The organism is Candidatus Eremiobacteraceae bacterium, from assembly GCA_035314825.1.
Taxonomy (GTDB): domain Bacteria; phylum Vulcanimicrobiota; class Vulcanimicrobiia; order Eremiobacterales; family Eremiobacteraceae; genus JAFAHD01.
In genome coordinates this window covers 39947-63865 of record DATFYX010000034.1, presented here as the reverse complement: position 1 = coordinate 63865, position 23919 = coordinate 39947, and the positions used below count along the sequence as shown (strand labels likewise).

Here is a 23919-nt window from a genome sequence, read left to right as displayed (position 1 = left end):
CGATATGGCGGTGCGGGGTTAGGCGGAGCGCTTTTCCTGTTCGGGTTCGAGGATGTGACCGGACGAGACGCCGTTGCCGGAGGTGGACGCCTCGAGCGGCGCTTCAAAGCCGTGATCGTGATGCGCATCGTTGCTGCACACCACGCGGCCGCCGTTGCGGCCCCACTTGCGCACCAGGAACGCACCGCACTCTTTGCACGCCGAGCCTTGGATCGGCGGATCCCAGGCCACGAAGTCGCACGCCGGGTACTTCTCGCAGCCGAAGAAGATGCGCCCCTTCTTGCTCTTGCGCTCCAAGATGCGCCCGCCGTCGCGCGGGCAGATGACGCCCGAGTCCTTCACGATCGGCTTGGTCGTCTTGCACTCCGGATAGCCCGTGCACGCGATGAACTTGCCGAAGCGTCCGTTCTTGATCTTCATCGGCCGGCCGCACGCGGGGCAGGTCTCGTCGATCTCTTCTTCCACGATCTCGATCTTCGGGAAGAACTCTTCGGCGCGCGCCAGATCTTTGGAGAACGGCGCGTAGAAGTCGTGCAGCAGCGACACCCAGTTATCGTTCTTCTCCTCGACGCGGTCCAGGCGCCGCTCCATCTCGGAGGTGAACGTCTCGTTGAAGATGTCCGGGAAAAACTCGACCAGCACGTCGTTGACGATGATGCCGACCGGCGTCGGCGAGAAGCGGCGCTGTTCGAGCTTGGCGTAGTGGCGCTGGATGGTGTCGACGATCGTCGCGTACGTGCTCGGGCGGCCGACGCCTTTCTCTTCCAGCGTCTTGACCAGCGAGGCTTCCGTGTAACGGGGCGGCGGCTCGGTCCAGTGCTGCGCCTTCATGATGGCACGCAGGTCCATCGCCTGGCCCTCTTCCACCGGCGGCAAGTGCTTCTTGCGCTCGTCTTCTTCGGTCGCGTCCTCATCGGGCGACTCTTCGTAGATCTTCGTATAGCCGGCGAACTTGAGCACGGTGCCGGTCGCGCGCAGGCCGCAGCCGTCGGCGGCGATCTCGACGGTCGTCTGATCGTAGACCGCGGGCGCCATCTGGCTCGCGACGAAGCGTTCCCAGATGAGACGATAGATACGCAGCTGCGACGGATCCAGGAACGGCTTGAGCTTCTCGGGCGTGCGGTTGGCATCGGTCGGCCGGATGGCCTCGTGCGCGTCCTGCGCATCCGCGGATACCTTGAACTGTTTGCCGTTGTGATACTCCGCGCCGAACGTCTGGTTTATGTACTCGCGCGCCTGATCCATCGCCTGACCCGACAGCCGCGTCGAGTCCGTGCGCATGTACGTGATGAGGCCGGTCGTGCCTTCCTCGCCGACGTCGACGCCTTCGTAGAGCCCTTGCGCGATCTGCATCGTGCGGCGTACGCGCATCTTGAGGCGGCGCGATGCCTCCTGCTGCAGCGTGCTCGTGGTGAACGGCGCTGACGGCGAACGACGCACCTCGCGCGTCTTGACGCTGCTGACGCTATAGGACGCTTTCGCCAAGCGCGCTTCCAAGCGCGTGGCGTCTCCTTCATTGGGTATGTCGAATTTGTCGAGCTTCTTACCGTCGACGCTGACGAGATCAGCAACCAGCGTGTGTTCGGCGTCGTGGTGGCCGTGCGGCCATAGCCGCGCCGAAACGGTCCAATACTCGCGCGGTTTGAACGCGTCGATCTCGCGCTCGCGATCGACGATGAGCTTGACCGCGACCGACTGCACGCGGCCGGCCGACAGCCCGCCTTGGATCTTGCGCCACAACATCGGCGAGATCTTATAACCGACCAGGCGATCGAGGATGCGGCGCGCCTGCTGCGCGTCGACGCGGTCCATATTGATCGCCCCGGAATGCTTGAGCGCCTCGGTGACGGCGCTCTTGGTGATCTCGTGGAGTTCGATGCGCCGGGGTTCCGGCAGCTTGAGCACCTCGGCCAGGTGCCAGGCGATGGCTTCGCCCTCCCGGTCGGGGTCGGTCGCTAAGTAGACATGGGACGCTTTTTTGACCGCGGAGCGCAGGTCTTTGATGACCGGGCCCTTGCCCTTGATGGTGACGTAGGTGGGCTTGAAGTCAAGGTCGACGTCGACGCCGAGCCGGCTCTTAGGCAGATCCCGAACGTGGCCGACCGAGGGCAAGACCTGATAGCGAGAACCGAGGAACTTCTTAAGAGTGCGAGCTTTGGCCGGCGATTCGACGATGATGAGGGATTTTGACAATAGTGCTCCGATGTCGCGCGGTCCGGGACAGCCCGGACAGTCGCTCAAACGTTCCCTACTATACACCACCCCGTCAAGGCCGTCAAATACGGGACGCGGTTTGTGAGCCGTTTACGCTCGAGCCGGCGCACCCGGGCGCATGAAGCCAGCGTACGCGAGCAACACGCCCGACAGTATGTGGATCCACGGATCATTGCCGCCCAACGGCACGATGCCGAAGCCCGTCGGGAAGAAAAATCCGAGCAGTCCCAACAGGATCAGCGCGACGCCGGCGATCTGGCAGTAGGCGACGGCGCGCGACTCGTCACTTGCCGCCCACAGCCCCCAAAAACCGAGCGCGAGATGCACGGTATTGTGGACCAGGTTGATGTCCGCGCCCAGGCCGAGCAGCGTGCTCGGCGCCATGCCGAGCGTTCCGCCGATACCGGGGATGAAGCCGGCGACGCCGACGATCGTGTAGATGACGCCGAAGATGAGAGCGAAAGCCTTTGCCACGCTCTTAGACAGTCGGGACAGCCGCCCCGGCGGTGCGTTTGGTGATGTCGGGCTGCTCGCCGCCGAGTTCTTCCACTTTGTGGCACGCGACGCGATGCGCGCCATAGTCCCTGAGCAGCGGCTCTTCGATGAAGCAGCGCTCGTACGCGATCGGGCAGCGCGTGTTGAAGCGGCATGCCTTGGGAGGATTCACCGGCGAAGGTATGTCGCCGGTCAAGATGATCCGCTCGCGCCGCGCTTCGACGCGTGGGTCCGGAATCGGGATCGCCGACAGCAGGGATTGCGTGTAGGGATGCAGCGGCCGCTTATAGAGCTCGTCTTGGTCCGCCAGCTCGACGAGCTTGCCGACGTACATCACCGCGACGCGGTCGGAGATGTGGCGCACGACCGACAGGTCGTGGGCGATGAACAGATACGTCAGGCCCAATTGCTGCTGCAGATCCTGCAGCAAGTTGACGACCTGCGCTTGGATCGACACGTCAAGGGCCGACACCGGCTCGTCGGCGACGATGAACTTGGGGTTGACCGCGAGCGCGCGCGCGATGCCGATGCGCTGGCGCTGGCCGCCGGAGAACTCATGCGGGTACCGGTTGGCGTGGTACGGCGCGAGCTTGACCGTGCGCAGCAGTTCGTTGACCCGCTGCTCTTGCTGCTGCTTGCTCGGATGCGGCTGCCCGCCGATGCCGTGGATCTGCAGCGGCTCGGCGATGATGTCGCCGACCGTCATGCGCGGGTTGAGGCTGGCGTACGGATCCTGGAAGATGATCTGCATCTTGCTGCGCAGCGTGCGCATGTTCGGCGCGTTGCGGTCCCACAGCGGCGGCGATTGCGGCAGCCCGGTGATGTCCTCGCGCTCGAAGAAGATGTGGCCGCCGGTCGGCTCGAGCAGCCGCAAGATGCACCGTCCGATCGTCGTCTTGCCCGAACCCGACTCGCCGACCAGGCCCAGCGTCTCACCCGGCTTGATCGCGAACGACACGTCGTCGACCGCCTTGACGTCGGCCACGTGGCGCGAGAACACGCCGGCGGTGATAGGGAAGTACTTCTTGACGTTGCGGACCTCGACAATCGCGTTCGGGTCCGGCTCGGGAGATGCGGCGAGGGCCCCGTCGGTCGTGGCAACGGGCTGGGCGTCAGCCACGCGCGGCCTCCTTGGCGGCGGCGCTCGCGAACTTGAGGCGCTCGGCCTCGGCGCGGATCTTCAGCGCGGGCTCTTCATTATATAGCGTGCAGCGCGCCACGTGGCCGCTGCCGAAGTCGATGGTCGGCGGCGGGATGGTGGCGTGGTCGGGCAGCGCGTAGGGACAGCGCGGCGCGAACGCGCAGCCGGCCGGCAGGCGCAGCAGATTGGGCGGTTGCCCTTCGATCGGGACGAGGCGGCGGCGTCCCCCTTCATCGAGGCGCGGCAGCGAATCGAGCAATCCCAAGGTGTACGGGTGCTTCGGCTCGGCGAAGATCTGTTCGGTCGTTCCGTATTCGACCATGTTGCCGCCGTACATCACGAGCACTTTTTCGCACACCTCGGCCACCACGCCCAGATCATGCGTGATCATGATGATCGCCGAGTTGAGGCGCTTTTGCAGATCGTTCATGAGGTCGAGGATCTGCGCTTGGATGGTGACGTCGAGCGCGGTGGTCGGCTCGTCGGCGATGAGCAGCTCGGGATCGCACGACAACGCCATGGCGATCATCACGCGCTGGCGCATGCCGCCCGAGAACTGGTGCGGATAGGACTTGATGCGTTTTTCCGGCTCGGGGATGCGCACCAGCTCGAGCATCTCGATCGCGCGCTTGTACGCCTCGGCGCGGCTTTTGTGCTGGTGCTGCTGAATCGTCTCCATGATCTGATCGCCGACCGTCAACACCGGGTTGAGGCTGGTCATCGGATCTTGGAAGATCATCGCGATCTTGTTGCCGCGGATCTGGCGCATCTGCGACTCGCCGAGCTTGAGCAGATCCTGGCCGTTGAAAAGGACCTCGCCCTTCTCGATCCTGCCCGGCGGCATCGAGATCAAGCGCATGATCGAGAGCGCGGTGACGCTCTTGCCCGAGCCCGACTCGCCGACGATGCCCAACGTCTTGCCCGGCTCGATGTCGAAGGACAGTCCGTTGACCGCGCGGACGACACCGTCGTCGGTCGAAAACGTGACCTCGAGGTCCTTGACGGACAGCAGCGGCATTATTGCGTGCGGGTGACGACGAAGAACGCGACCGCGAGGATGATCCAGGCGTAGGCGGTGATCGAAGTGATGCGCGTGATCTGCTGATCGAGGCCCAGCCGCCCATGATACGCGGCCTCGGCGCGGCCGCCGATGCTGCCCGACAGACCTTCGGTCTTGGTCGTCTGCGCCGACATCAGCGCGATGAGGGCGACCGTCGCGATGAGGAAAAGGATCTGCAGGGCGTCGAGCACCCAAGGATATTGGCCCGCTAGGGTCTGGTGGAAGACCACGTTGGTCGGGGCGGGTGGAATCGTGCCCACCGGGATGGGCGTCGGCGCCGAAGCGGCTGGTGCCGCCAGCAGCGCATACACGATGGCTAGCAAAGGATCAGGTACTCCTGTTGTGTAGCAGCGGATTCTTGAACCCGCCAACTCAAGAAGGCTTCGCTTGGGTTCGGCTGTCCCGCGCATGCTCCCTGTCCGCGCGTACGAGAAACTCGCTGACGTAGGGCTCGATGACATCGAGTCCGCGGCCCACGGTCATCAGATGCTGACCTTCGTCGAACACGACGATCTCGCGCTTGAGACTGCCGACCGACGCGTCGATCAGCGCCGCGTTGGCGAACGGCACCGTCATGTCGCGCGCGCTATGGAGGACGAGCAGCGGGCAATGGACGTCGGCGAGGCCGGCCCGAACCTGCGTCACAACCGATAGAAACGTCCGCACCGCTGAGGCCGGTACGGTCGGGTAGCCGATGCCGCCGAAATACGCGTTGAGGTTGACGGGCAGATGCACGCTCGCCCGGTGGCGCGCGACCAGGTGCACGCCGCCGTAGACGTGCGACGGCATTCTCACCGGCGCGCTGATCGTGACCACCGCGGCCGGCGCCCTGTGCTGCGCGATGTACAACCCGAGCGCGCCGCCCATCGAAAGTCCGATGACGTAGACGCGTTCGCGCTCGCGTGCGAGCCGATCGAACTGTGCCAGCGCCGTCGTGAAATAGTCCGCGTCCGTCACGGTCTCGAGCTCGCGCACGTCGCCGCGATGACCTGGCAGGGCAGGGGCGGTGACGTCATATCCCCACGCGTTCAGGCGCGCGCCCAGCTCGCGCACCTCATCCGTGCTGCCCGAAAAGCCGTGCAGTAGCAGCACCGCTCGATCGCCGCCCGGCAGCTCGAAGGAGTCGAACGAACGCTTGCGAGGGGTCACTTTACAGCGCTTCGCACCGGCAGGTATAATGACACTCATGCAGCAGAAGGTGCGCGTCGCCGGCGGTACTGAGACCATCGTCGTCGGCATGCGCGGTCATCGCGCTGCCGTCGAGTTCGCCAAGGCGCTGTCGACGATCTTCAACCCCTTCTTGTGCGCGTCCGCGTTGTTCATCATCGTCTCTCACGCGTTCTCTGTTTCGACCAAAGAGTTCTGGGTCTTGTCGGCGCTGTCCGTCACGATCTACACGGTGGCGCCGCTGGCTTGCCTGCTGTTCTTGTACGTCACCGGACGCATCTCCGATTTCGACATGTCCGATCGCTTCGAGCGCGAGAAGATATTCCTTATCATCGTCGCGATCGATCTGATCGCCGCGCTCGCATACACCGTCGCTCAAGTGCCGGTGCAGATCATCGCCATCGCGTGGGGCTACTGGGCGACGGCGCTGGTGACCATGGTGATCACGCGCTATTGGAAGATCAGCACGCACGCCTTCGGCATCGCAGGACCCTTCGCCATCATGTTCTTGCTCTTCCGGCTGCAACCGCTGCCGTACGTGCCGCTCGTGCCGCTGGTCTGTTGGGCGCGCGTCTACCTGCGCGCGCATACGGTCGCGCAGGTCCTCGCCGGCGTGCTGTTAGCGATCGCCTCCACGCTGGTCTTCTTCCGCCTTTTCCATCTGCTGTAGGAGCCCGTTGCCCGCTGCGTGTGCCGATTTCGTGGCGCGCAGTTCGACGTGCGCGAGTGCATCGAGACATGGGGCGCCGAGGGCGCGCGCGTGTGACGCGAAGGACGATGCGTCCCCGCTGACCTCGCACACGAATCGGCCCGACCCTTGCGGGCTCGCGGGCAAGAGCGCGACGGCGGCTGCCGCGCACGCGTCCGCCGGGTCGATCAGACGCACGCCGGGGCCCAGCGCGGCGGCGAACCATTTGCGCAAATGCGGGAAGTGGGTGCAACCGAGGATCACCGCGTCGCAACGCGCTTCGATGAACGGCCGGCATGCCGCGTTCACCGCGGCTTGCGCCCGCTCGCTGCCTGATTCGCCGGCCTCGACGATCGGCACCAATGCCGGTGCGGCGACGTTGGTCACGCGAGCGTCGCGCTTGCGCTCCACGATTGCGCGTTCGAAGCAGCCGCTGTCGATCGTGCCGCGTGTCGCGATCACGCCGATCGCGCCGCTCGCGCTGGCGCTCACCGAATCGCGGGCACCGGCGTCGATGACGCCGGCGAACGGCGCGCGCGATCGCGGCCAGCCGCATATATCAAACGCGGCGCAGGTGGTTCCCGAGGCGACGACGATGACCGCCGGTTCGTGCGCGGCGAAGTGCTCGACGATGCGCGCACCCAATCGGGCGACATCGTCGAGCGTGCGGTCGCCATACGGCACGTTGGCGGTGTCGGCGAAGTACACGACGTCGACGTCAGGCGCGAGCGCGCGCAGTGCGCCGAGCACGGTGAGGCCGCCCAGTCCTGAGTCGAGGATCGCGGCGCGGCGCGCGGAGCCGCTCACAGCGGCGCCTGCGGTCCGCCGGTGAACTCCATGATGCCGTTGGCGATGCCTTGTGCGACCTTGTCGAGGAACGACGGCCGCGCGAGGAATTCGGAGTCGTGCGAGTTGCTCAAAAACGCGGTCTCGATCAAGACGGCGGGCATGTCGGTGTGTTTGATGACATAAAAATCGTTGCGTTTGATGCCGTCATCGGTGATGCCGTCGGCGGCCACAACCGAGTTCTGGATGGTCTGCGCGAACACTTTGTCGGCGGGACGCCAGTAATACGTCGTCGTGCCGTTGAGGCTATGCGCGACCGACGAGTTGATGTGCACGCTCACGAACACGCGCGCGCCCGCCGCGTTGGCCACGTCGCAACGCGCCTGCAGCTCCTGCGCATCGTCGCCTTTCGGATCGCCGACCTCGTAGTCGGCGTCGCGCGTCATGACGACGCGCCAGCCGAGACGCTGCAGATCCTCGCGCAAGCGCAGCGAGATCTGCAACGTGAGATGGCTTTCGACCAGGCCATAGCTGTTGTTCGCGGCGCCTGGATCGTTGCCGCCGTGGCCCGGATCGATGACCACCAGGTCGCGTTCGGTGGGCGTGCGCGTCGGCGGCGGTGTCCCCGTGACGATCCACGCGACCACGCCGACGCCGGCCTTGGGCGCATCCGCCGCCGGAGGATCGCGTTCGATCTCGACGCCCATCTGATCGCTCGACTGCGCCACCGGGCCGACGTTGACGTCGACCGGTTGCGTCGGCTCGATCGCGATGCGCACGATGGGCTCGGGATCGAGCGCGAACTGCGTGACGTGGATCTGTTTCACGAACGGCAGCGCCGACGTCAGCGTCTGCGACGGGCCTACAAGCGTCACGCCTTTGATGTCCAGCCAGTAGCGATTGTCGGGATCGGCCAAACGGTGCCACTCGAAGCTCACGGGCCCGCCGGTCAAGGTCAAGGTCACGCGCGTACCGCCGCCGGGAATGTCGATCGCGCTCACGGCGGTGATGCGCGTCTCGACCGCGGTCGGCGTCGGCGAGGGCGAGCCGTTGTCGGTCGGTTCGACCTGCGGCGACGCGCCCGGCGTCGGCGACCCCGACGCGATTGGGATCGGCGTGGGCGTCGGCGTGGCGGTCGGGGTCGGCTTCGGCGTCGCCGCCGCAACCGGCGTCGCTGGAGCGGTCGAATTCATGATTTGTGGAGCGGTCGAATTTATTCGACCGTGCGGTGTCGGCGTCGCCATCGCGACCGGCCTAGCCGTCGCGACGGAGTTCACGCGGGGCGTCGCGCTCGGCGCCGGCGTCGGGGATGCGGTCGCGCCGGCGATCGGCAAAGGCGTCGGAATTTGACTCGCCGAGACATGCCCCACCGCGCGCGTGCCGTCATCGAGATGCAGCGCCGCCTCGTTCTTGGCGAGCACGGCGTCGACGGCGGGCGCGCCGTTCACCCGGTGCGCGGCGAACTTCACGCCGCGCTTGACGTCGATCGCGACGGTGGTCGTGGGAAAGCCGGGCGGACCGTTTTCGGTGACGCGGATGTCGAGCCCGTCGCGGCCCGACAGCGGCTGCGTGCCTTGCGCGTCGGTGCCGAAGCCCGGAAAGATGATGCTGAGGACTTGGGCTTTCGCGTCGTACGAGGTCCGGTACGCGGCCGGCGCCGATGTCGTCATCTCGACGACGGTGCGCTGCGCATCGCTATGGGCTTTGATGGCGAGCACCTGCGGCACGAACACATAGCCGCCGCGAAAACCGCGCACGCCCAGCTGCAGCGCCTTGGCCAGCGGCAACAACGGAAGATACAGATCGCTGTCGCGATAGAACGGCGCGAACGGCATGGCGGTCGCCGTGCCGTCGATCGCGAGCGCCGCGCTGCCCACGGTGAGCGTGATAAGCACGCCGTCGGCCCGCGTGACGACGGCGAAGCGCGTGCCCGGTTGCCACGTGATCTGCGCCTGCACCAGATCGAGCATCGTGCGCACGCCACGATCGCCGGCCGGAGCGACCGGATCGTTATACGCGATGCCGAGATGATCGAACGCGACCTCATGGCCCGCGACGTACACCTTGGCGTTCGTCGGCGTCACCGGCACGCCGGCGGCGTCCGCGCGCGCCATCAGCAGCCCGCTCAGCGCCGTCGCGGCGCAGAGCACCCCGGTGATCAAGCGGATCACTGCGCGAACGACTCCCTTGTCAGCGGCTCGTCGAGCTCCATGTGACCGCCGGGCAACGCCGCGCGTTTCTTTCCGCCGACCAATACTTGGACGCGTGCGATGCCGGGGACGTTCGTGAGGGTGTAGACCAGCGACTTGAACATCGCCGATTCGTCGTCGGCGCCGCCGCTATAGGCTTTGGCGAGCGCGCCCTCGATGTCGACGACCGCCGTGTCATCCTGGACCGTCACGTTGAGCGTCGTGCCGGCGGGGAACAGCACGACCGCGTCGCGCCCGGTGGCCGGCCCGGCCAGCAACTGGGTCGCGGCGTAGTCGGCGAGGCCTTCGCCGTGCAGATTTGGATCGACCGTGTAGTCGACCGGGGCAAGCGCTTCGGTGCCGGCGTCGACGAAATCGACGGTGAAATGGCCTTGCGGCTGCACGATCGGCGGCGGTTTTTTGGTGCAACCGCCTGCCAACACGAGCATCGCCGCCACGACGGCAGCGATGAGAGAGTTCGCGCGAGGCTGGGGACAGCTCATGTCTAGTGCCTATCCTACCGTATCGACGCTGGCAACGCAAGAACGGCTGTTCGGTCCTCGCGTGCGCTTGGCCGCTCGCCTCAGCCGTGCGCCAACAGCACGACGCCGGCCAGCGCACAGGCGACGCCGGCCCATTGCACCGCGTGAAGCCGCTCGTGCAGCACGATGCGCGCGAGCATCACGGTGCTCGCCGGATACAGCGAGGCGAGGACGGCGGCGATCGCCACCAACGTGTGGCGCAGCGCGAGGAGGTACAGCATGTTCGCGCTCATGTCGAGCGCGCCGCTGAGCACGGTCCATAGGGCTGTGCCCGGCGCGAGCAGCACCGCAGGGCGCATGCGCCACACGATGAGCCCCGTGCACAAGACGAACATCGTACGCGAGGCGACGAGCGGCCAGACGCCGCGCGAGCTGGCGGCGAGCAGAACGTAGACGAAGCCAAAACCCAAGCCGCTGAGCAGTGCGAGGAGCAAGCCGGCGCGGCTGGGCTCCGGATCACCGGCAACGTCTTCGTCACTGGACCTCGACACCAGCGCGACGGCTCCCAGCGCAAGGACGATGCCGAGAATCGCCAGGCCCGATGGGCGCTCCCCGCGCAACACGCCGTATGCGATCGGCACGACGGCGGCCACCACCGCGGTGATCGGCGCGACGACGCTCATGCGGGCGATCGCAAGGCCTCGATACAACGCGGCGATGCCGACGATGCCGACGATGCCTATGAGCGCGCCCAGCCCCAAGTCGCGCGGCGATGGCGCGCCGCCGCGGAGCAGCATCACTGCGGCGAGCGCTGTCACGAGACCCACCGCGCCCGAAACGAAGACGACCGGCCACACGACGTTGCGCTTGGCCGCCAGTCCCCCAAAAAAGTCAGCGGCGCCGTAGACGAACGCCGCCGCCAATGCAAGAATAATTCCCATATATGTAGTCCCGGGCTCTCGAGCCCGGGAAGCTGGTGGAGGCGACCGGAGTTGAACCGGTGTCCGAGAAGACCCCCACGAAGGCATCTACAAGCTTAGCTCGGGTTTTGATCTCGCGACCGCGTACTCTCCGAGCTCGATTGCCGCGGCCGCCAGCCCCGATTCATTGTCCGATCCCGTCGAGACACCCGGAATCGTAAGCCGTCTTGTGTGACGTCCGCGGGCCCGTGCCGGCGCCGTTGCCCCGCGGCCGTAGCTAGCCTAGATTAGGCTGCTAGTGCGTATTCGCTATTCGCGTTTATACGTTGTCCGATCGTTTAAGGAGAGCTCGGAACTCCGCTTGCTTCCTTCGCCAGGGCACAACCCGTCGAGACCGTGACGCCCCCGCGACCGGTATATCTTACCCCGAAAGGCCCGCCTAACGCAATCGGGCTAGTTGGTCGTCTGGCGCTGCGGCCGCTGATCCTCAGGCTCGCGGATGATGAGCGAGAGCACCCACGAGATGACCGTTACGACGATCGCGCCCCAGAACGCCGCCCAGAACCCCGGAACGGTGAATCCCGGGATCCAGCGCAAGCCGTAATAGAAGATCAGCGCGTTGATGAACAACGTGCCGATGCCAAGCGTCAGGACGATCAGCGGGCAGGTGAGCAGCATCAGGATCGGGCGGATGATGGCGTTGGCGATGCCAAGCACGACCGCGGCCTCGACCGCCGGCAGCCACCCGTCGCTGTGTATGCCCATGACGTGCCAGGGCCAATACGAGATGGCCAGCACCGCCAAAGCGTTGATGATGAACCGTACGAGTAAGTGCATGGGCCGCGGGTTCCCTCGAGGCCTCGCCACGCCCTGCCGCTAGTAGCCGATCGCCAGCCCGACCGGGGTGCTCAGCCCCGTGGTGATGGTGAAGACCGGAGCGCTCGACGACGAGAACGGCGCCTGGTAGATGGCGATGTTCGCGGCGTTCGATACGTAGAGAAAGCCGTTCGGGTCGAACGCCAGGTAGGCCGGCGCGCTGATGCCGTTGGAGATGACGAACGCCGGGCTGCTCGCGCTCGTGATGGTTCCCGTGAATACGGCGATCTGGTTTTTGGCGTTGTCGGCGACGTAGAGTGCCCCCGACCCGTCAAACGTCAGCGCGACCGGCTTGGTCAGCCCATTGGCCAGCGTGACGTACGGGGTGCTCGCCGCGGAGACCGGCAGCTTGTACGCGGTCACCGTGCCGCCGATCGAGTTGGCGACCCACATGTCGCCGAGACCGTCGGGCGATATGCCCTCCGGACCGTTCAGGCCGTTGCAGAACGACGCGACTGGCACGCTGGTATTGGCGAACGGAGCTGCGTATACCGTGACCACGCCGTTCCCGCAGGTGCCGCCGGTGAGATTCGTGACGTAAAGATTGCCCGAGCCGTCAAAAGTGATATCTTGCGGCTGCTGGATCCCGTTGACGAGCGTGAGGGTGGGGGTGCTGCTGTCGCCGACGAGTGGCACGTAGCCATTGACCGTGTTGTTCGACGAGTTGGCGATGAACAGATCGTCGGCGAAGTCGAACGCGAGGCCGCGCGTGCCGTTCGGGCCGTGCGCCGAGGGCACGGTCGAGTTCGGCGCGCTCGTGCTGGCGAGCGGATAGACGTAGGCGACGACGCTCGATGTCGCGCCGCCGGCCGCGAAATCGCCGACGAAGAGCCGCTGGTGGTATTGCGCCGGCGTCGGAGATGAGCCGTTGTTCGCGCACGCGGCAAGGATGGTCGCGGCGAGCGCGGCGCCGGCCGTTTTCCAGATGGTCATAGAGTCGGTCTCGCTTTCTTGCCCTTACGTGCGCTGGTTGAGCGCGTCGAGGATCGATTCGGCCAAAGCCGGGCTGATGCCCGGCACCGCCGCGAGCTCGGCCGCCGACGCTCGCTTGACTGCTGCCGCAGAGCCGAACGCCCGCACCAGCGCCCGCTTGCGCGCGGGGCCCACCCCCGGCACGCCGTCGAGCCCTGACACGACTTGCGCTTTGCCGCGCAGCTTGCGATGATACGCCACCGCGAACCGGTGCGCCTCATCGCGGATGCGCTGGACCAAGTGCAGCGCCGGCGAATTGCGCGGCAGCAGCACGGGCTCGTCCTCGCCGGGAAGGTACAGCTCCTCGAACTGCTTGGCCAGCGCAGCGACCGGCACGGCCACTAAGTCGAGCTCGGCGAGGACCCTGAGCGCAGCGTCGAGCTGCGCGCGGCCGCCGTCGATGAGCAGCAAGTTCGGGCGCTTGGCGAATTTCTTGTCCTTGCCGCCGACCTCGACGTCGGGCGAGATGTAGCGCAGCCGCCGGCGCAACATCTGCGCCATGTTCGCAGGGTCGTCGTTGACTTCGACGCCCTGGATCTTGAAACGCCGGTAGTCGGACTTGGACGGCTTGCCTTCTTCGAACACGACCATCGAGCCGACGACGTTGGTGCCCGAGACGTGTGAGATGTCATAGCATTCGATGCGGGTCGGGACCGCCGGCAGGGCGAGCGCTGCGGCGAGCTCCTCGAGCGCGACGCTGGAGCGCTCGCGCGCCACCGCGCTCGTGGTGAGAAATTCTTTGAGATGCTGTTCGGCGTTGCGCCGCACCGTCTCCATGAAATCGGCGCGCTGACCGCGGCGCGGCACGAGCACGCGCACGCGGTTGCCGCGCCGCAGCGAGAGCGCGTCGCACAGCGCGCGTCGGTCCGGCACCGCGGCCTCGAGCATCAATTCCTTGGGCACGTTGGGCGCCGTCGCGTAATATTGCGCCACGAAGCTCGCGAGGATCTCGTCAGGCGAGCGCCCTTCCGTGCCCTCGACGATGAAGTGCTCTTGGCCGACGAGCTTGCCGGCGCGCACGAAGAACACTTCCATGCACGACACGCCTTGGCCGTGGGCGCCGGCCACCAGGTCCATGTCGATCTTGCTGCGCCAGACCACCTCTTGTCGCGCCATGACGCGCTTGATCTCGGCGATCCGGTCGCGCAAACGGGCCGCGAACTCATACGAAAAGTGCTCGGCGGCGTCGTGCATCTGCTGCTCGAGCCGCTCGACCAGCAGCGCCTGGCGGCCTTCCAGGAACAGCACCACGTCCGCCACGATCGCGGCGTACTCGTCGCGCGTCTGCAAACCGGCGCACGGCGCCATGCAGCGTTTGATGTGGTACTGCAGGCATGGGCGGTGCGGCTTGATGCCGATGTCGTCGAGCCGGCAGGTGCGCAACGGGAACACGCGGCGGATGAGATTGATCGAATCGCGCAGGACGGCGGCGTTGGTGTACGGCCCGTAGTAGCGGCTGCCGTCGTCGACGAGCTTGCGCGTGAAGATGACGCGCGGATACGACTCGCCCAGCGTCACTTTGAGATACGGATACTTCTTGTCGTCTTTGAGCCTGACGTTGAACGGCGGCTTGTACTGCTTGATGAGCGTCGCCTCGAGCAGCAGCGCCTCGGCCTCGCTCTTGACGATGATCGTGCGCACGCCGGCCACGCGCTCGACCATCGCATCGGTGCGCGCGTGGTGGGCGCGCCCGGGCTGGAAATACGAACGCACGCGCGTGCGCAGATCGATCGCCTTGCCGACGTAGAGCACCTCGCCGTCGGGGTCGAGCATTTGGTAGACGCCAGGCTCGGCGGGCAGCCGTTCGAGCTGCTCTTGCAATGAGATCACTGGGATGAGGTGGGTCTTACGCGGCGCTCGAGCCGCCGGCCTTTTCCATGCGCGCGCGCACGACGAGCCAGATGGCGATGCCGATGGCGAGCGCCGCCAGCAGCACGATGCTGATGGGCTTGATCTGCTCGATGATGAGGTCCCAATGCTTGCCCAGATGATAGCCCGCCTCGGCGAAGAGCGTGCAGAACGCCGCCGAGCCCATCGCGGTGTAGCCCAAGAACACGCCGAAATTCATGCGCGTCACGCCGGCAGGGTACGAGCCGAAGGCGCGGATGCCGGGCAGCAGCTTGCAGATCAGCACCGCGCGGCTGCCGAAGCGCGCGAACCACGCATCGGCCGCCGCCAACTCGCGCTGCGCGATGAAGAAGAAACGCCCGAAGCGCGTCAGCAGCGGCCGCCCGCCGTAGTAGCCGATCCAGTAGGCGACCACTGCGCCGAGCGTATCGCCGCCCGTGCCCACCAGCACGACCGCCAAGAAGTTGAACGTATGCGCGAAGGCGAGGTAGCCGCCGAAGCCCATCATGAGCTCGCTCGGCAACGGCACGCCGACCGCCTGGCCGAACATGCCCGCGAACAAGCCGGTGTAGCCGAGCCGGGTGATGAGGTCTAGGACGAACTGCGAAACTGCTTCGAGGACGTGCATGCCTGCCTAGTGTCGCGCCGGCGATGGCGACGTCCAGGCCGTCAGCACGCGCGCCGCCACGCCACCGCCGTCCGCGACGATGGCGCGCAGCACGTCCACTGGTTCGATGCGCGCGTCGGCGCCGAGCGCGCTTGTCAGGTCGTCGAACAACCGTCTGACCCGTGGCGTGATGATGATCCCTTCCCACGGGTGCTCGCACGGCGGATCCATCGCCGAGCGCAGCGCGCGTTTGATCTCCCATGGCTGCGCGCCGATCGATTCGAAATACGCGCTGACGTCGGCCGGCGGCGCGATCGCCATCGCGAGCAAGAGGTGTTCCGTGCCTAAGTAGTAGTGGCTCGCGTTGCGGCACTCTTGTTCTGCCAGGTGGACGACGCCCTGTGCCGCGGGGCTGAATCGGGTGAACACCGCGTTTGATGGATCTCCGGAATGCCAAAGCCTATCGGGGCGACAGGACTTGAACCTGCGAACCTCTCGGTCCCGAACCGAGCGCTCTACCAAGCTGAGCTACGCCCCGGACTGTGGCCGCTCTCCGTTCGTCCGGCCGCTCGGCCGCTCCTTGGAGGTTTTGACGCGTTCGCCGGAGGGCGCGCGCGAACGCGACCAGAAACGACCGCGCCTACATGAATTACTTGATCGTCGGGTGCGGCCGTGTCGGCTCTACCTTGGCGAAACGGCTCGCGCGCGCGGGTCATGATGTCACCGTCGTCGACGAGAACTCGGCCGCGTTCAAACGCCTGGGCCGCGACTTCCCCGGCAAGATGGTCTTGGGGACCGGCATCGATGTCGACGTGCTGTGCCGCGCCGGCATCGAGCGCGCGGACGGCATGGCGACGTGCACGCAGGGCGACAACCGCAACATCATGGCGGCGCTCATCGCCAAGCATCATTTCAAGGTCAAGACCGTGGTCGCGCGCATCTACGACCCGATGCGCGCGGCGATGTATCGCGATTTCGGCGTGCTCACCGTGTGTCCGACCACCGTCGGCGCGCACCAGATGGCCACCGCGCTGCTGCAAGAGACGTACCGCAAGCTCCCCTACGAACGCCACGACGTCGAAGTCGTCGAGTTCCTCGTCACCGACGAGCTGGCGGGACTCTCGGTCGACGACCTCACCCTGGCGGGCAAGACGCGCGCCTGCGTCGTGGTGCGCAACGGAGCGAGCCTCATCCCATCGGGCGATCTGCGCCTGCGCGGCGGCGATCGAGTGGTCGCCATCGTCGCGCCCGAAGCCGAGCCCGAGTTCCGCAAGCTGATCGCCCCCGCGCTGGCGGCGCGTTAGCCGATGTTCATCATCGTCGTCGGCGGCGGCAAACTCGGGACCTATCTCGCGCGTGCGCTGCTCGAGGCCAAGCACGAGGTCGTCGTGATCGAAAAAGTGGATCGCAAAGCGCAGGCGCTCGCGCAGACGATCAACGCGGAGATCGCCCAGATCGGCGACGGTTGCGACCCGCTCGTCCTCGAGGAGGCCGGCGCCGAGCGCGCCGACGTCGTCATCGCGGACACGGGAGACGACGAGGACAACCTGGTCATCTGCCTGATCACCAAGAAAAGGTTCACCAAGCCGCGCACGATCGCTCGCGTCAACAATCCGAAGAACAAGCAGATCTTCGAAGAGCTCGGCATCGATTCAGTCGTCAGCGGCACCGAGATCGTCATGAAGATGGTAGCGCAAGAGGTCGACCGGGCTAGCCGAAGCCCCGCGTGAAGTTTCCCAGACCCACCGCCGGGAACGTCGCGCGCATCCATGCGAACCATCCGCGCATGCCGATCGGCGTGCGCGTCGGCCGGCCCAGCGCTTCGAAGTAGACGGCTGGATCCACGTTGAGGGTGCGCGTCTGCACCATCTCGACCGGATGCGCGCGCAGCAGCGCGCCGAACGCGTCGATCTCGTCCGGGTCGTCCGTCACGCCCGGGTGGGTGAGCAGGTTCAGCGAAAGGCCGAGACCGCGCCGGCTCGCCAGCTCGATGCTCTCGATCACCTCGTCGAAGCCGTAGCCGCGCGGGCGATAATATGCGGCGTACGCGCTCGGGCGAGCGGCGTTGAGGCTGATGCGCACGGATTGCAGGCCCGCGTCGATGAGCGTCTCGAGCGCGCGCGGCAGGCTCGCGTTCGTATTCATATGGATGGTGCCCGCCTTGGTGCGCGCGCGGATGTTGCGTATGGCCGCCGCGATGCGCGGCGCGGCCAGCAGCGGCTCGCCTTCGCAGCCTTGACCGAACGAGACGATCCTCGCGCTGCCGGCGTCGAGATGCGCGACGGCGAGCTCCGTCATATCGCGCAGCGCCGGCAATGCGCGCACGCGTTCTTGCGCGCTCGCGATCCCGGCGTCTGGCTCTTGCTCGGAGATGCAGCCGATGCAGCGCGCGTTGCACGCCGGGGACACCGGAATGGCGGCTTCGCCGAGCCGCAGGAAGGCGTTCTGCGCCGTGTAGCAGCCGTATTCGAGCGCGCATCGTTCGAGCTGGCGCAGCAACGGGCTGTCGGGCATCTCCTCGCGGCGCGCGGCGATCGCGCGGGCAAGCTTGTCGCGCGCATGCGCTGCGGGCGACCAGCTCTGCAGGTGGTCCGTGCGCATCGCGCCCGCATGGAGTGCGCCGCCGTGCCACGCGACCGCCGCGTAGCCGTAGAGCGGCAGCGGCGGAGCTTGCGCGCGGGGCACGTAGGCGGGAAGCAGCGTGCGCGTGTAGCCGAGCGGCAGCGCCGCTGCCACCGCGCAGACGCTCTCGCCCTCGAACGCATCGAACTCGACGGGCCGGCCGTCGCGATAGCCGACCACGTTGCGTGCAGGCAACGTCAGCAGCAGCGAGCCCTCGGGCAGCGGGATGAAGTCGCCGGCGCCCGCGGGCTGCACGCGCCCGTCGTCCGCGGCCGCCTGCACTCCGGGCAGATCGAGCACGCTGCCGTCTGCGCGCGCGAACACGGCGGTCGGCGAACTCACCGCTTTGCTGTCAGATTCTTTCGTCCGATGGCGCGCACGCGGCCGTCATCGGTGACCTCGACCGTGGTGTCGAAGACGAGCTCCGCCGGCCCCGACAGGTAGGCGGGCGAGCCGGCTCCATCCCAAGCCACGGTGACATCGCCGCCTTTGCTGCGCACGCTGACCGGCGAACGCGCGCGCTGCGAAGCGATCGCGACGGCGGCGACGGCGCAGGCGCCGGTGCCGCACGCGTGCGTCTCGCCGACGCCTCGTTCGTACACGCGCATGTGGATACGCCCGCCGGCGATCAGCGCGACCTCGACGTTGATCTCGCCCGCTATCGCATCGAGGCTGGCGATCGCGGTCGCCAGATCGTCCAGCGCGATGCCGGCAAGCGGCTCGTCGACGAAGATCACGGCATGCGGATTGCCCATCGAGACGGGCGCGTAGCGCAGCGTGCGGCCGGCGACGTCGATGCCGATCTCCAGCGGCTCGTGCAATCTGGGCACGCCCATCTCCACGCGGATGGTGCCGCCGGCGTCCGGCTCGATGCGCACGATGCCGGTCGCGGTTTGGACCTCCAGCGCGCGGTGGGCGCTGGTCTCGCGCTCGAGGTAACGCCACACGCAGCGGATGCCGTTGCCGCACATCTCGGCTTCGCTGCCGTCAGCGTTGAAGATCCGCATGGAAAGGTCCGCGCCCGTCACCGTGGGCGGTTGCAGCACGAGCAGCCCGTCGGCGCCGAGGCCGAAACGCCGGTCGCACAGCGCGCGCGCGAGCTCGGGATAGTGCGGCGAGCGGCTTTCGCGCGCGTCGAACAAGAGGAAATCATTGCCAGTCCCCTGGCACTTCGTGAGGGCGATGATCGGCATGAGCGAGCGGCTAGTGCTTAGCTGCTGATGGGATGCGCGGCGCCGTCCGAGTTGTGCGCGGGAGCATCCGGGCCTGGTTGCGGCCGTTGCGCATTCGAATTGCCGATGGCATGCGCCGCAAGATCCGAGCCGGAGAACTGCACGGGCGCCTGCGGCGAGACCGTCGACACCGCGTGTTTGTACACCAAGTGCGGCTTGTTATCGTACTCGAGGATGATCGTGAAGTTGTCGAAGCCGCGCACGTGGCCGCGCAGCTGAAAGCCGTTGCGCAGGTAGATGGTGACCGGAGCGTTCTCGCGCTTGACTGCCAGCAAGTATGCATCTTGCAGGGGCACGTTGGTCTTCACCGTGCGTTTGTTCAGTCCGCCGCCGCCAAACCCCTTGCCAGCTCCGCCAGCTCATACGCGGTGCGCGAGTCGAGCGCGTCGAGCCGGCGCGCGTCGGCGATGCGGCGGAACCAGGTCTGCTGGCGTTTCGCGTAGGAGCGCGTGCGCACGATCGCGGCGGCGAGCGCTTCGGCGCGCGTCGCGGCGCCGTCCGCATAGGCCAGCGCCTCGGCGTAGCCGATGCCGCTGAGCGCCGGCGCGTCGCCGTACGCGCGGCGGACGGCCAGCGCCTCTTCGACGAGGCCGTGCGCGAACATCGCGCGCACGCGCTCCGCGATGCGAGCCTCCAGCTCGCGGCGCGGCATCTCGAGGACCGCGATCGTCAGCGCAACCGCGGTGTCCGGGCCGCTCGCGAGCGGCGACTCGGAGGGCGCATTGCGGTCGAGCCGGCGCTGCGGCGACTCGCGCGCGGCGAGAGCGCCTTCGAGCGCGCGCAAGGTGCGATAGCGATCGCCCGGCGCGATGCGCGCCGCGGCCGCCGGCGCGATCGCTTCGAGCCAGTCGCGCAAGGCGGGCGCGGGATGTACGGCTGCCTCGCGGCGCAGCCGCTCGCGCAGTTCGTCGTTCGCGAATGGCCGGTCGAGGGGCATGCTGCCGGCGAGCGCCTCGACGTACAGACCGGTGCCGCCGACGACGATCGGCAGTTTGCCGCGCTCCGCGATCTGTGCGATGATCGCTCGTGCGTCTGCGACGAAGCGCGCGGCGCTGTAGCGCTCGTCGGGTGCGGCCGTGCCATAGCCGTGGTGCGGCGCGCGCGCCAGTTGCTCGTCGCTCGGCCAGCCGGTGCCGGTGCGCATGCCCGCGTACACTTGGCGCGAGTCGGCGTTGACGACCTCGCCGCCCACGAGCTCGGCAAGACGAGCGGCGAACTCGGACTTCCCCGATGCGGTCGGTCCGCATATCGCCAGCGCTCGCACGCGGCCCGCGCGCATCAGGTCCGGCCGAACGCCTTTGCAAGCGATGCTGCGTCGATGCGCAGCATCGTCGGCCGGCCGTGTGGGCATGTATGTGGGTCGTCGCAGCGCCGCAGGCGCTCGTAGAGCGCGGCCTGCTCCTGCAGCGACAGCGGTTCGTGAGCCCGCACGACCGAATGGCAGGCGATGGTGGCGAGCACGCGATTGCGGTGCGCGGCGCCTTCGCGCGCGGCATCGTCGGCGCTCAAGTCCTCGAGCATGCCCGCGAGATCGAAGCGCCGCTTTTCGTAACCGGCCGGCAGGGCGCAGATCCGGAACGCGCCTTCGCCGAACGGCTCGACCACGACGCCCGCCTGCGCCAGCGCGTCGATGTTCTCGTACAGCACCGCCGCTTGGCCCGCGGTCAATTCGACGACGCTTGGGAAGAGCAACGGCGCTGCGGCTTCGTCGTCCCCCTGGCGCGCGAGAATGGCTTCGTAGGCGACGCGTTCGTGAGCGGCGTGCTGATCCATGAAGAGCAGGCCGTCGCCATCGCCCACGACGATGAAGGTCTGGTCGATCTGGCCGTAGACGCGCACGCCGTTCGATGCCGGCGCTTCCTCCGCTGTCGCAGCGCGTTCTTTGAACGCGCTTTCTCTCAACGCGCTTTCTGTGAGCGCGCTCTCGCTGAAGAGGTGCGACGCGTGCACGGCTTCTTGCGCCTGCACGCTGGGTGACGTAGGCGCGAAGGCCACCGCGGGCGCGCTGCGCACCGGGTCGCTGCGCCGAAGCGTCCGAGCGACCGCCGTGCGCACGGCGTCGAACGCTTCGTTGCCGCGCGCGAACCGGACCTCGATCTTGGTCGGATGGACGTTGACGTCGACGTCTTCGGGCGGCAGCTCGAGCGCGAGCATGCCGAACGGGTAGCGTCCGGTCATGCCGAACGAGCCCGATCCCGCGAGCCACGCCGCGCCCAGTTGCGGTGCGCGCACGAGGCGGCCGTTCACGAAGAACACCTGCCCGTCGCGATTGGGCCGGTCGTGTCCGGACCGGCTGATGTACCCGCTCACGACGATGCGCGCGGGCGCGCCGTCGTCCGCGAGCGGCTCGAGCGCTCCGCGCGCGTGCGAGCCGAACACCATCTCGAGCCGCGCGACGCCGTCGCGCACCGATGGCAACGTCCACACGTCTTTGCCGTCGTGGCGCAGCGCGAACGCGACCTCCGGCCAGCCCAGCGCGATGCGGCTGAGGAACGTGCTGATGCGCGCGAATTCGGCACGCGGGCTTTTCACGAATTCCCGCCGCACGGGCGTCAGGGCGAACAGGTCGTGCACCACCACTTTGGTGCCGGGCGGCGCGGCGCACACCGACGGCTCGCCTACGCTGACCCCGCGCGCCTCGATGCGCGCGCCCATCTCCGCGCCGGGCTGGCGCGAGGTCAGCTCGACCGCTCCGGCGGCGGCGATGCTCGCCAGACCTTCGCCGCGAAAGCCGAGCGTGTTGATGGCGAACAAGTCGCGCGCGCTTGCCAGTTTGCTGGTGGCGTGGCGCGCGAACGCGAGGGCGAGCTCGTCGCGAGCGATGCCGGAGCCGTTGTCGGTCACCGAGATCGAGGTGCGCCCGCCGTCCGTCACCTCGACCACGACCGAAGACGCGCCCGCGTCGAGGCTGTTCTCGACGAGCTCTTTCACCACGGAGACGGGGCGCTCGATCACCTCGCCGGCGGCGATCTGAGCGATCGTCGCTGGGTCGAGCTGGCGGATGGATCCGGGCATGTGCGCGAGCGCTTCGCCCGCGCGCCGGTGATTACATCCGGACGGGGAGCGTCTCGCGGGTCGCGAGTTTGACGTTGTTGCGGCCGGACTGTTTTGCCGCGTACAACGCGGAGTCAGCGGATTTGACCAATTGCTGCTTGGTCGAAACGTCCTGCGGATAGCCGGCGACGCCGATCGACACGGTGATCTTGGCGGTCGTCGTCTCGAGCGAGAATTCGTTCATCTCGATCGCCTGGCGCAGCCGGCCCGCGACCATCGCGGCTTCGGCCTTGATCGTCTCGGGCATGAGCACGACGAACTCGTCGCCGCCGTAACGGCAGCAGATGTCGATCTTGCGCGCGTGCATCCGGATGACTTCGCCGAGCTGGCGCAACAGCTCGTCGCCTTGCGGATGGCCATACGTGTCGTTGACGTGCTTGAAGAAATCGACGTCGAGGATCAGCAGCGCGAGCGATTGCTTGGTCAGCTGCGCCTTGCGGAATTCATTCTCGAGGCGCTCTTGATATGCGCGGTTGGTGAGCAAGCCCGTCATCGAGTCGGTCTCGGCCAGCTCGAGCGTCTTGCTGTGCAGCCGTGCGTTTTGGATGCCGACCGACGCCAAGCGGACGAGTCTGTCGACAAGGCGCTGCTGTTCGAACGTGAACGCGCTCGGTTTGGCGGCGACCAGCATCACCGCGCCGATGGTGACGCGGTCGGTGACGATCGGCACGACCAGGCAGCCGTGCGCGGCTTTGGGGCGCGGCAGCGACGACTCGCGATAGTCTTTTTGGATATCGGCGACGATGAGCGGGCGCTGCTCGGCGGCCGCAAAGCCGACCACGCCTTCGCCGAAGCGCAGCTTGCTGCCGCGGTAGAAATCGGCGTATGCGCCTTCGACCGCTTCTTCCACCAGCACTTCGTCTTGCGCTTCTTCATCCGTGCGCGTGATGTAGATGACGACGTTGCTCCACGGCACCGACTCGCGGAATTCGCGCAGCATGATGACGAGCTGCGTCAAAGCCTCGTTCAAGGTGACCTTCGTGCCGAGGTCCGATCCGGCGTCGAGCACGCGCATGATCGCGCGCGTCTGCTGCTCTGCGCGCCGCCGGCCGAGCAGTCCGTGCGCAGCGGCGATGAACGCGATCAGCGGCAGCACGACCGCGTAGCCGATGATGAGCAGCATGTCCGCCGGGCGGCCGGCCGCGTCGACCGGGTGGCCGAAATAGATCGCGAAGGTCAGGCAGCCCGCCGACAGCAGGATGAACGAGATCGCCGCGACGTCGGAAAGGGTCGCCGCGTCAAGACCGATGATGAGCGCGAGCGAGCTGACGCCCGAGAACCAGCCGACGGCCGCAGTGGCGGTGACGTCGAGCAAGATGATGAGCGCCGACGCGATCTCGGGCAGTTCGTCTTTCTTGTCTTGCGGCTTCTTCGAAAGGCGCGGCATGGCGGCCAGCGCGGTGGCGACGAGCGCGTAGCCGAACAAGGCCGCGATCAGCCACAGCGGCGCGGGCGCGCTGATCGGCGCGAGCAGCACCTGTGCGACCGCCAGCCACCGGGCTGCGGCCACGATCATCGGGAACGAGACGGTTCGAAGAATCTCTACCTCTCAAATGTAGCGGTCGA

The 23919-nt window shown here is 67.1% G+C and carries 23 protein-coding genes, 1 tRNA gene, 1 other RNA gene and 1 pseudogene; 3 read left to right on the top strand and 23 right to left on the bottom strand.

Annotated features, from left to right (window positions below; translation table 11 throughout):
* Window positions 1-18: 18 nt before the first annotated feature.
* From topA to VKF82_04865, 6 genes are all read right to left on the bottom strand, one after another.
* A complete protein-coding gene (gene topA, locus VKF82_04890) occupies window positions 19-2193 on the bottom strand; it encodes a type I DNA topoisomerase (GenBank protein ID HME81390.1) in 2175 nt (724 codons plus the stop codon).
* Window positions 2194-2304: 111 nt separating this feature from the next.
* Window positions 2305-2688 (bottom strand): DUF4383 domain-containing protein, encoded by a 384-nt coding sequence (locus tag VKF82_04885; GenBank protein ID HME81389.1) that lies wholly within the window; start codon window positions 2686-2688, stop codon window positions 2305-2307.
* 4 nt (window positions 2689-2692) lie between these two features.
* A complete protein-coding gene (locus VKF82_04880; GenBank protein ID HME81388.1) occupies window positions 2693-3829 on the bottom strand; it encodes an oligopeptide/dipeptide ABC transporter ATP-binding protein in 1137 nt (378 codons plus the stop codon).
* Window positions 3822-4868 (bottom strand): ABC transporter ATP-binding protein, encoded by a 1047-nt coding sequence (locus VKF82_04875; GenBank protein HME81387.1) that lies wholly within the window; start codon window positions 4866-4868, stop codon window positions 3822-3824. Before VKF82_04875 ends, VKF82_04880 begins: the two co-directional genes overlap by 8 nt.
* Window positions 4868-5233, bottom strand: coding sequence for a preprotein translocase subunit SecG (secG, locus tag VKF82_04870; GenBank protein ID HME81386.1), 366 nt, complete (start codon window positions 5231-5233; stop codon window positions 4868-4870). The genes VKF82_04875 and secG overlap by 1 nt, the downstream gene beginning before the upstream one ends.
* 49 nt (window positions 5234-5282) lie before the next feature.
* Window positions 5283-6059 carry an alpha/beta fold hydrolase gene (locus VKF82_04865; protein ID HME81385.1) on the bottom strand — a complete coding sequence of 259 codons (777 nt, stop codon included), beginning with the start codon at window positions 6057-6059 and terminating at the stop codon, window positions 5283-5285.
* A 28-nt stretch (window positions 6060-6087) separates the two neighbouring features.
* Here VKF82_04865 and VKF82_04860 point away from each other — a divergent pair, with 28 nt between their 5' ends.
* On the top strand, window positions 6088-6747 hold the full coding sequence (locus tag VKF82_04860) for a hypothetical protein (GenBank protein HME81384.1): 660 nt from the start codon (window positions 6088-6090) through the stop codon (window positions 6745-6747).
* Here the strand turns inward: VKF82_04860 and murI are convergent.
* From murI to VKF82_04805, 11 genes are all read right to left on the bottom strand, one after another.
* Window positions 6697-7572, bottom strand: a complete 876-nt coding sequence (murI, locus tag VKF82_04855; protein ID HME81383.1) for a glutamate racemase — start codon at window positions 7570-7572, stop codon at window positions 6697-6699. The two genes, VKF82_04860 and murI, sit on opposite strands and share 51 nt — an antisense overlap.
* Window positions 7569-9722 (bottom strand): N-acetylmuramoyl-L-alanine amidase, encoded by a 2154-nt coding sequence (locus tag VKF82_04850; protein ID HME81382.1) that lies wholly within the window; start codon window positions 9720-9722, stop codon window positions 7569-7571. The genes murI and VKF82_04850 overlap by 4 nt, the downstream gene beginning before the upstream one ends.
* Entirely contained in the window at window positions 9719-10243 is a 525-nt protein-coding gene (locus VKF82_04845; protein HME81381.1) for a GerMN domain-containing protein, read from the bottom strand. Before VKF82_04845 ends, VKF82_04850 begins: the two co-directional genes overlap by 4 nt.
* An 80-nt stretch (window positions 10244-10323) precedes the next feature.
* On the bottom strand, window positions 10324-11163 hold the full coding sequence (locus VKF82_04840; protein HME81380.1) for a DMT family transporter: 840 nt from the start codon (window positions 11161-11163) through the stop codon (window positions 10324-10326).
* Window positions 11164-11196: 33 nt separating this feature from the next.
* Window positions 11197-11549, bottom strand: a transfer-messenger RNA (tmRNA) gene (gene ssrA, locus VKF82_04835).
* Between the two features lie 46 nt (window positions 11550-11595).
* Window positions 11596-11979, bottom strand: a complete 384-nt coding sequence (locus VKF82_04830; GenBank protein ID HME81379.1) for a phage holin family protein — start codon at window positions 11977-11979, stop codon at window positions 11596-11598.
* A 39-nt stretch (window positions 11980-12018) separates the two neighbouring features.
* Complete coding sequence (locus tag VKF82_04825) at window positions 12019-12951, bottom strand: hypothetical protein (GenBank protein HME81378.1); 933 nt, start codon at window positions 12949-12951, stop codon at window positions 12019-12021.
* A gap of 24 nt (window positions 12952-12975) precedes the next feature.
* Window positions 12976-14820 (bottom strand): excinuclease ABC subunit UvrC, encoded by a 1845-nt coding sequence (gene uvrC / locus VKF82_04820; protein ID HME81377.1) that lies wholly within the window; start codon window positions 14818-14820, stop codon window positions 12976-12978.
* Between the two features lie 16 nt (window positions 14821-14836).
* Entirely contained in the window at window positions 14837-15466 is a 630-nt protein-coding gene (locus VKF82_04815) for a DedA family protein (protein HME81376.1), read from the bottom strand.
* A 6-nt stretch (window positions 15467-15472) separates the two neighbouring features.
* Complete coding sequence (locus VKF82_04810; protein HME81375.1) at window positions 15473-15874, bottom strand: Clp protease N-terminal domain-containing protein; 402 nt, start codon at window positions 15872-15874, stop codon at window positions 15473-15475.
* Window positions 15875-15908: 34 nt separating this feature from the next.
* Window positions 15909-15983: transfer RNA gene (locus VKF82_04805), tRNA-Pro, on the bottom strand.
* A 106-nt stretch (window positions 15984-16089) separates the two neighbouring features.
* On the opposite strand from VKF82_04805, the gene VKF82_04800 reads away from it, so the two are divergent.
* Both VKF82_04800 and VKF82_04795 read left to right on the top strand, forming a co-directional pair.
* Window positions 16090-16749: a TrkA family potassium uptake protein gene (locus VKF82_04800; protein HME81374.1), complete on the top strand. Its 660-nt coding sequence runs from the start codon at window positions 16090-16092 to the stop codon at window positions 16747-16749.
* Window positions 16750-16752: 3 nt separating this feature from the next.
* A complete protein-coding gene (locus VKF82_04795; protein HME81373.1) occupies window positions 16753-17175 on the top strand; it encodes a TrkA family potassium uptake protein in 423 nt (140 codons plus the stop codon).
* On the opposite strand, the gene VKF82_04790 is transcribed toward VKF82_04795, so the two are convergent.
* The 6 genes and pseudogenes from VKF82_04790 to VKF82_04765 form a co-directional block, all read right to left on the bottom strand.
* Window positions 17156-18409: a radical SAM protein gene (locus VKF82_04790; protein HME81372.1), complete on the bottom strand. Its 1254-nt coding sequence runs from the start codon at window positions 18407-18409 to the stop codon at window positions 17156-17158. The genes VKF82_04795 and VKF82_04790 overlap by 20 nt on opposite strands.
* Window positions 18406-19260: a diaminopimelate epimerase gene (dapF, locus tag VKF82_04785; protein HME81371.1), complete on the bottom strand. Its 855-nt coding sequence runs from the start codon at window positions 19258-19260 to the stop codon at window positions 18406-18408. The genes VKF82_04790 and dapF overlap by 4 nt, the downstream gene beginning before the upstream one ends.
* 149 nt (window positions 19261-19409) lie before the next feature.
* Window positions 19410-19607, bottom strand: a pseudogene (gene hfq, locus VKF82_04780) (RNA chaperone Hfq).
* Between the two features lie 11 nt (window positions 19608-19618).
* Complete coding sequence (gene miaA / locus VKF82_04775) at window positions 19619-20578, bottom strand: tRNA (adenosine(37)-N6)-dimethylallyltransferase MiaA (GenBank protein ID HME81370.1); 960 nt, start codon at window positions 20576-20578, stop codon at window positions 19619-19621.
* A complete protein-coding gene (mutL, locus tag VKF82_04770; protein ID HME81369.1) occupies window positions 20578-22314 on the bottom strand; it encodes a DNA mismatch repair endonuclease MutL in 1737 nt (578 codons plus the stop codon). Before mutL ends, miaA begins: the two co-directional genes overlap by 1 nt.
* 31 nt (window positions 22315-22345) lie before the next feature.
* Entirely contained in the window at window positions 22346-23869 is a 1524-nt protein-coding gene (locus VKF82_04765) for a sensor domain-containing diguanylate cyclase (GenBank protein HME81368.1), read from the bottom strand.
* Window positions 23870-23919 lie beyond the last annotated feature (50 nt).

Excerpts from the sequence above, each read along its gene's own strand:
- VKF82_04875 (HME81387.1), bottom strand. The coding sequence starts at position 4,868 with ATGCCGCTGCTGTCCGTCAAGGACCTCGAGGTCACGTTTTCGACCGAC.
- VKF82_04860 (HME81384.1), top strand. The coding sequence starts at position 6,088 with ATGACACTCATGCAGCAGAAGGTGCGCGTCGCCGGCGGTACTGAGACC.
- VKF82_04845 (HME81381.1), bottom strand. The coding sequence starts at position 10,243 with ATGAGCTGTCCCCAGCCTCGCGCGAACTCTCTCATCGCTGCCGTCGTG.
- VKF82_04840 (HME81380.1), bottom strand. The coding sequence starts at position 11,163 with ATGGGAATTATTCTTGCATTGGCGGCGGCGTTCGTCTACGGCGCCGCT.
- VKF82_04830 (HME81379.1), bottom strand. The coding sequence starts at position 11,979 with ATGCACTTACTCGTACGGTTCATCATCAACGCTTTGGCGGTGCTGGCC.
- VKF82_04825 (HME81378.1), bottom strand. The coding sequence starts at position 12,951 with ATGACCATCTGGAAAACGGCCGGCGCCGCGCTCGCCGCGACCATCCTT.
- VKF82_04815 (HME81376.1), bottom strand. The coding sequence starts at position 15,466 with ATGCACGTCCTCGAAGCAGTTTCGCAGTTCGTCCTAGACCTCATCACC.
- VKF82_04800 (HME81374.1), top strand. The coding sequence starts at position 16,090 with ATGAATTACTTGATCGTCGGGTGCGGCCGTGTCGGCTCTACCTTGGCG.
- VKF82_04795 (HME81373.1), top strand. The coding sequence starts at position 16,753 with ATGTTCATCATCGTCGTCGGCGGCGGCAAACTCGGGACCTATCTCGCG.
- dapF (HME81371.1), bottom strand. The coding sequence starts at position 19,260 with ATGCCGATCATCGCCCTCACGAAGTGCCAGGGGACTGGCAATGATTTC.
- miaA (HME81370.1), bottom strand. The coding sequence starts at position 20,578 with ATGCGCGCGGGCCGCGTGCGAGCGCTGGCGATATGCGGACCGACCGCA.
- mutL (HME81369.1), bottom strand. The coding sequence starts at position 22,314 with ATGCCCGGATCCATCCGCCAGCTCGACCCAGCGACGATCGCTCAGATC.
- VKF82_04765 (HME81368.1), bottom strand. The coding sequence starts at position 23,869 with ATGATCGTGGCCGCAGCCCGGTGGCTGGCGGTCGCACAGGTGCTGCTC.